The organism is Ramlibacter alkalitolerans (assembly GCF_016722765.1).
GTDB classification, from domain to species: domain Bacteria; phylum Pseudomonadota; class Gammaproteobacteria; order Burkholderiales; family Burkholderiaceae_C; genus Ramlibacter; species Ramlibacter alkalitolerans.
In genome coordinates this window covers 1-5,439 of the sequence record NZ_JAEQND010000027.1, presented here as the reverse complement: position 1 = coordinate 5,439, position 5,439 = coordinate 1, and the positions used below count along the sequence as shown (strand labels likewise).

Sequence of the window (5,439 nt, the reverse complement as noted above, 5' to 3'; positions counted from 1 at the left end):
ACTTTTTGCCCTGCTGCAGCTGGTGCAGCAAGACCAATTCATAGAGTCTTGTCAGCTTGGTGCTTTCGCACCGGTTTTGATTGCGTTCAACCCTGGCATAACACCTTGATCTGCAGCATCGGCGCGGTGTTGCGTCGATGTTGATCAAAGTTATAGGGTCAAGCCGCACGAGCAATTAGTACTGGTTAGCTTAACGCATTGCTGCGCTTCCACACCCAGCCTATCAACGTCCTGGTCTAGAACGACTCTTCAGGGGGCTCGAGGCCCCGGCAGATCTCATCTTGAAACGAGTTTCCCGCTTAGATGCTTTCAGCGGTTATCTCTTCCGCACTTAGCTACCCTGCAATGCCACTGGCGTGACAACAGGTACACCAGAGGTGCGTCCACTCCGGTCCTCTCGTACTAGGAGCAGGCTTCCTCAAATCTGCAGCGCCCACGGAAGATAGGGACCAAACTGTCTCACGACGTTTTAAACCCAGCTCACGTACCTCTTTAAATGGCGAACAGCCATACCCTTGGGACCGGCTACAGCCCCAGGATGAGATGAGCCGACATCGAGGTGCCAAACACCGCCGTCGATATGAACTCTTGGGCGGTATCAGCCTGTTATCCCCAGAGTACCTTTTATCCGTTGAGCGATGGCCCTTCCATACAGAACCACCGGATCACTATGTCCTGCTTTCGCATCTGCTCGACTTGTCAGTCTCGCAGTTAAGCACGCTTATGCCATTGCACTATCGCCACGATGTCCGACCGTAGCTAGCGTACCTTCGAACTCCTCCGTTACGCTTTGGGAGGAGACCGCCCCAGTCAAACTGCCTACCATGCACTGTCCCCGACCCGGATCACGGGCCTAGGTTAGAACCTCAAACGCACCAGGGTGGTATTTCAACGTTGGCTCCACCAGATCTAGCGACCCGGCTTCAAAGCCTCCCACCTATCCTACACAGATCCGTTCAAAGTCCAATACAAAGCTACAGTAAAGGTTCATGGGGTCTTTCCGTCTTTCCGCGGGGAGATTGCATCATCACAAACATTTCAACTTCGCTGAGTCTCGGGAGGAGACAGTGTGGCCATCGTTACGCCATTCGTGCAGGTCGGAACTTACCCGACAAGGAATTTCGCTACCTTAGGACCGTTATAGTTACGGCCGCCGTTTACTGGGACTTCGATCAAGAGCTTGCACCCCATCACTTAATCTTCCAGCACCGGGCAGGCGTCACACCCTATACGTCCACTTTCGTGTTTGCAGAGTGCTGTGTTTTTATTAAACAGTCGCAGCCACCGATTTTTTGCAACCTCATTGGGCTCCATGCGCAAGGCACTTCACCTACTAAAGGCACACCTTCTTCCGAAGTTACGGTGTCAATTTGCCGAGTTCCTTCTCCCGAGTTCTCTCAAGCGCCTGAGAATACTCATCTCGCGCACCAGTGTCGGTTTGCGGTACGGTCGTTGCAAGCTGAAGCTTAGTGGCTTTTCCTGGAAGCAGGGTATCACTCACTTCGGCGGCAAGCCGCCTCGTTATCACCCCTGACCTAAGCCCGGCGGATTTACCTACCAGGCACGGCTACAGGCTTGAACCGGGACATCCAACACCCGGCTGAGCTAACCTTCTCCGTCCCCACATCGCACTTGCAATCGGTACAGGAATATTGACCTGTTTCCCATCAGCTACGCATCTCTGCCTCGCCTTAGGGGCCGACTCACTCTACGCCGATGAACGTTGCGTAGAAAACCTTGCGCTTACGGCGAGCGGGCTTTTCACCCGCTTTAACGCTACTCATGTCAGCATTCGCACTTCCGATACCTCCAGCATCCCTCTCGAGACACCTTCACAGGCTTACGGAACGCTCTCCTACCACGTGCACTTGCGTGCACATCCGCAGCTTCGGTAACTGGCTTAGCCCCGTTACATCTTCCGCGCAGGACGACTCGATCAGTGAGCTATTACGCTTTCTTTAAATGATGGCTGCTTCTAAGCCAACATCCTGACTGTTTTAGCCTTCCCACTTCGTTTCCCACTTAGCCAATTTTAGGGACCTTAGCTGGCGGTCTGGGTTGTTTCCCTCTTGAGTCCGGACGTTAGCACCCGGTGCTCTGTCTCCCGCGCTGTACTCTTCGGTATTCGGAGTTTGCCTTGGTTTGGTAAGTCGCCATGACCCCCTAGCCAAAACAGTGCTCTACCCCCGAAGGTAATACGCGAGGCACTACCTAAATAGTTTTCGGAGAGAACCAGCTATTTCCAAGTTTGTTTAGCCTTTCACCCCTATCCACAGCTCATCCGCTAGTTTTGCAACACTAGTCGGTTCGGACCTCCAGTACCTGTTACGGCACCTTCATCCTGGCCATGGATAGATCACTTGGTTTCGGGTCTACACCCAGCGACTAAAAGTTCGCCCTGTTCGGACTCGGTTTCCCTGCGGCTACCCTATTCGGTTAACCTTGCCACTGAATGTAAGTCGCTGACCCATTATACAAAAGGTACGCCGTCACCCTTGCGGGCTCCGACTTTTTGTAAGCATGCGGTTTCAGGATCTATTTCACTCCCCTCCCGGGGTTCTTTTCGCCTTTCCCTCACGGTACTAGTTCACTATCGGTCGATTACGAGTATTTAGCCTTGGAGGATGGTCCCCCCATCTTCAGACAGGATTTCACGTGTCCCGCCCTACTTTTCGCTAGCTCAGTACCACACAGATCTTTTCGCGTACGGGGCCATCACCCTCTTTGGCGGACCTTTCCAGATCCTTCCGCTAAGTTCTGCGCTATCACTAGCAGGCTCTTCCGATTTCGCTCGCCACTACTTTCGGAATCTCGGTTGATGTCTTTTCCTCGAGCTACTGAGATGTTTCAGTTCACCCGGTTCGCCTCGCATGACTATGTATTCATCATGCGATACCGCTTGCGCGGTGGGTTTCCCCATTCGGAAATCTCCGGATCAAAGCTAATTTGCCAGCTCCCCGAAGCTTATCGCAGGCTATCACGTCCTTCGTCGCCTGTAATCGCCAAGGCATCCACCACATGCTCTTAGTCACTTGACCCTATAACTTTGACCCCTCTCACGAGGCTTCATCGTCTATCAAGGACTCGCGAGGTCTTTCACCTCGCGCGTTATGCCGTTGCTTCAAAATCACATCGAAATCGCTTTCGAAGTCTTGAAGTCTGGTTGACGCAATCAAAAAATGTCGTTAGCGGCACGGTGAGCCATGAAGCTCTTTCCGCTAACAACGCTGATTCGACTCTATGAATTGTTAAAGAACAGCCGATTGACTTGCAGCAGATGCTGCCGGTCAACAACTAAGCGGCCTGGCCAAAAGCCCAAGCCGCTTAGGTGTTGAGTACATCAGGGGGACGATCTGTGGACAGACCGTGCACCGGTGGTGGACAAGATGTGTTTGGTGGAGGATGACGGGATCGAACCGACGACCCCCTGCTTGCAAAGCAGGTGCTCTCCCAGCTGAGCTAATCCCCCGTTCGCGCCTGGAGACAAGGACACAGATGGTGGGTCTGGTTGGTCTCGAACCAACGACCCCCGCCTTATCAAGACGGTGCTCTAACCAACTGAGCTACAGACCCGGGGCCGTCGCTGCAGCAAGAGCGAAACGTCGCTGGCGACATCTTCCAACAACCGATAAGTGTGGACGTTTGAGTGTCTGGAGTTGCTTCGTGTTTCCAGAAAGGAGGTGATCCAGCCGCACCTTCCGATACGGCTACCTTGTTACGACTTCACCCCAGTCACGAACCCTGCCGTGGTAATCGCCCTCCTTGCGGTTAGGCTAACTACTTCTGGCAGAACCCGCTCCCATGGTGTGACGGGCGGTGTGTACAAGACCCGGGAACGTATTCACCGCGACATGCTGATCCGCGATTACTAGCGATTCCGACTTCACGCAGTCGAGTTGCAGACTACGATCCGGACTACGACTGGTTTTATGGGATTAGCTCCCCCTCGCGGGTTGGCAACCCTCTGTACCAGCCATTGTATGACGTGTGTAGCCCTACCCATAAGGGCCATGAGGACTTGACGTCATCCCCACCTTCCTCCGGTTTGTCACCGGCAGTCTCATTAGAGTGCCCTTTCGTAGCAACTAATGACAAGGGTTGCGCTCGTTGCGGGACTTAACCCAACATCTCACGACACGAGCTGACGACAGCCATGCAGCACCTGTGTTCTGGCTCCCTTTCGGGCACTCCCACATCTCTGCAGGATTCCAGACATGTCAAGGGTAGGTAAGGTTTTTCGCGTTGCATCGAATTAAACCACATCATCCACCGCTTGTGCGGGTCCCCGTCAATTCCTTTGAGTTTCAACCTTGCGGCCGTACTCCCCAGGCGGTCAACTTCACGCGTTAGCTTCGTTACTGATCCAGTGAAGGACCAACAACCAGTTGACATCGTTTAGGGCGTGGACTACCAGGGTATCTAATCCTGTTTGCTCCCCACGCTTTCGTGCATGAGCGTCAGTGCAGGCCCAGGGGATTGCCTTCGCCATCGGTGTTCCTCCGCATATCTACGCATTTCACTGCTACACGCGGAATTCCATCCCCCTCTGCCGCACTCCAGCAATGCAGTCACAAATGCAGTTCCCAGGTTAAGCCCGGGGATTTCACACCTGTCTTACATCACCGCCTGCGCACGCTTTACGCCCAGTAATTCCGATTAACGCTCGCACCCTACGTATTACCGCGGCTGCTGGCACGTAGTTAGCCGGTGCTTATTCTTACGGTACCGTCATCAGCACAGGGTATTAACCCGCGCCTTTTCGTTCCGTACAAAAGCAGTTTACAACCCGAGGGCCTTCATCCTGCACGCGGAATGGCTGGATCAGGCTTGCGCCCATTGTCCAAAATTCCCCACTGCTGCCTCCCGTAGGAGTCTGGGCCGTGTCTCAGTCCCAGTGTGGCTGGTCGTCCTCTCAGACCAGCTACAGATCGTCGGCTTGGTGAGCCTTTACCCCACCAACTACCTAATCTGCCATCGGCCGCTCCAATCGCGCGAGGTCTTGCGATCCCCCGCTTTCATCCACAGATCGTATGCGGTATTAGCGTAGCTTTCGCTACGTTATCCCCCACGATTGGGCACGTTCCGATGTATTACTCACCCGTTCGCCACTCGCCACCAGGGTTGCCCCCGTGCTGCCGTTCGACTTGCATGTGTAAAGCATTCCGCCAGCGTTCAATCTGAGCCAGGATCAAACTCTACAGTTCGATCTTGAATTACTGCTCAAAAGAATCGAAGTGAACTTCACTTCTTTTCATATGAGCGTTTGATTTGTTCCGAAGAACTTGGCAACTCGCGCCATCAAACGCCCACGCTTATCGGCTGTATGTTGTTAACGATCCCGCCAGAGCCCTCGGCCTTGCGCCTACCTGCTCAACCAACCCCGCTGCGATCAGCGAAGCCCTCGATTATGACTGATTTTGTAGAGACCTGTCAAACTCT

Annotated in this window: 2 tRNA genes and 2 rRNA genes; all 4 read right to left on the bottom strand. The window is 53.7% G+C overall.

Going from position 1 to position 5,439, the window contains the following annotated elements:
- Positions 1-154 precede the first annotated feature (154 nt).
- The 4 genes from JI746_RS27465 to JI746_RS27450 all read right to left on the bottom strand — a co-directional run bounded on the left by JI746_RS27465 (position 155) and on the right by JI746_RS27450 (position 5,204).
- A 23S ribosomal RNA gene (locus JI746_RS27465) occupies positions 155-3,038 on the bottom strand.
- Positions 3,039-3,393: 355 nt separating this feature from the next.
- Positions 3,394-3,469, bottom strand: a tRNA-Ala gene (locus JI746_RS27460).
- Positions 3,470-3,496: 27 nt separating this feature from the next.
- Positions 3,497-3,573, bottom strand: a tRNA-Ile gene (locus JI746_RS27455).
- Positions 3,574-3,673: 100 nt separating this feature from the next.
- Positions 3,674-5,204: ribosomal RNA gene (locus JI746_RS27450) — 16S ribosomal RNA — on the bottom strand.
- Together the 16S and 23S rRNA genes with 2 tRNA genes alongside form the textbook arrangement of a ribosomal RNA operon.
- Positions 5,205-5,439: the final 235 nt, after the last annotated feature.